Consider the following 1,539-nt stretch of genomic DNA (forward strand, 5'->3'; position numbering starts at 1 on the left):
TGTAACATAGTCAGCTATCAGTTATCAGCATTCAGCATTCAGCATTCAGCATTCAGCTTATGTGCTACGCACACGCGTGCGCGTTCAGCTTTTGAATAAAACAAGCTGACGGCTGACGGCTGACGGCTGACAGCTTACCTGAAGTATTAATAATTAGATTATTTGTGCTGATTAATTAATTTAGATGTATTTCCCCTTACTTAGGGATTAGACTCCCCAGGGAAAACCGAAGGAACAGAGTGTTGATGATAAACTGGGTTCAGTATATTCACTGAACAATATATCATATTTTCTGATTGAAGCAAATTAAGAAACTTTAAAAGTATAGCGCTATAACCAGCTATCAGCTATCAGCTATCAGCTATCAGCTATCAGCTATCAGCTATCAGCTATCAGCTATCAGCTATCAGCTATCAGCTATCAGTTTACGGCTGACCACTGACGGCTGACGGCTGAATGCTTACATAGTCACTTCTGTCTAGCCAAGTCAAGTTTACTAGTATTATCCAAACAAGTACCAGTAAGATTAGCCTTTCTTAAATCTGTACTTTTGAGGGTAGCTCCGGTAAAGTCAGCATCGGTTAGGTCAGCGTTGTAAAAGCTAGTACCCCCTGTAGCCGCCAATGCGATCGCATTCTTCCGAATCCAGGCATGTTTAGGGTTTTCGTTGAGAGCATCCCAGCCCAGGTAAGAACCAAGTAAAGACAAGAGGAAAGCTAAAGTTCCAGCTAAGGAAGAGGCGAGCTGGAAGCCCAAGCTTCCGGTTCTGGCAAAGGGCAAGGCTAACTGCTGTATGCCATAGACTCCAGCTACAGCTCCACCTACTGCTACCAACAAGCCCAAGATTCCCACTAAGACACCATCAAACACTTCCATTGCCGCTCCAGTTGTAGCTACGGCTAGGGCTATGACCCAGGGTAAGCCTAAGGCAAAGGCTAGGGCGAAGGGAAAGGCTAAGGAAAAGGCTCCTGCTAAAGCAACAGCTATGGCGAAGGCAAATACAAAACCTACCACTAAGGCTTGGACTGTCTCAATACCTTGGTTAAGGATAACAACAAATAAAACAATTATTGCTACCAACCCGATCCAGGCAAAGATTAGGTTTGCTCCCTTGACATAGTTGACAATAAATGCTGTATAACTCCCACCATAAAATGATGTAATTCCTGATAGTATTAACGCTATCGATGAAACCAATAGAATAGCAATTGACCAGGATCTTTGTAATCCCGCCTTGGCCTGACGGAACTTAGTTCCCCTTAGCATTGCATTCTTAAAGTTAGCTCCCCTAAGATCAGCTTCACTAAAATCTGCACCAGAAAGGTTTCTCCCTTGGAAAGACTGACCCCTAAGATTTACCTTTCGGAAATCCCTTTCTCCTTGGGCATATCTCGCTAGAATTGTTTGAGATTTCATCTGTCCGCCTCCCGGTCGTCTCCCACTATAATCTTCGATTTAGTGGTGAGAGGAAAGGGAGGACAGGGTTTAAATCCCATAAGCATAACCATCTTTTCTGTGAATAAATTGACAATATTTATG

Annotated in this window: 1 protein-coding gene; it reads right to left on the minus strand. The window is 43.4% G+C overall.

Annotated features, from left to right (window positions below; translation table 11 throughout):
• Positions 1-468: 468 nt before the first annotated feature.
• Positions 469-1,416, minus strand: coding sequence for a pentapeptide repeat-containing protein (locus F6K52_RS36190; RefSeq protein ID WP_293090033.1), 948 nt, complete (start codon positions 1,414-1,416; stop codon positions 469-471).
• Between the last annotated feature and the right edge of the window lie 123 nt (positions 1,417-1,539).

Source organism: Moorena sp. SIO3H5, assembly GCF_010692395.1.
Classification (GTDB): Bacteria; Cyanobacteriota; Cyanobacteriia; order Cyanobacteriales; family Coleofasciculaceae; genus Moorena.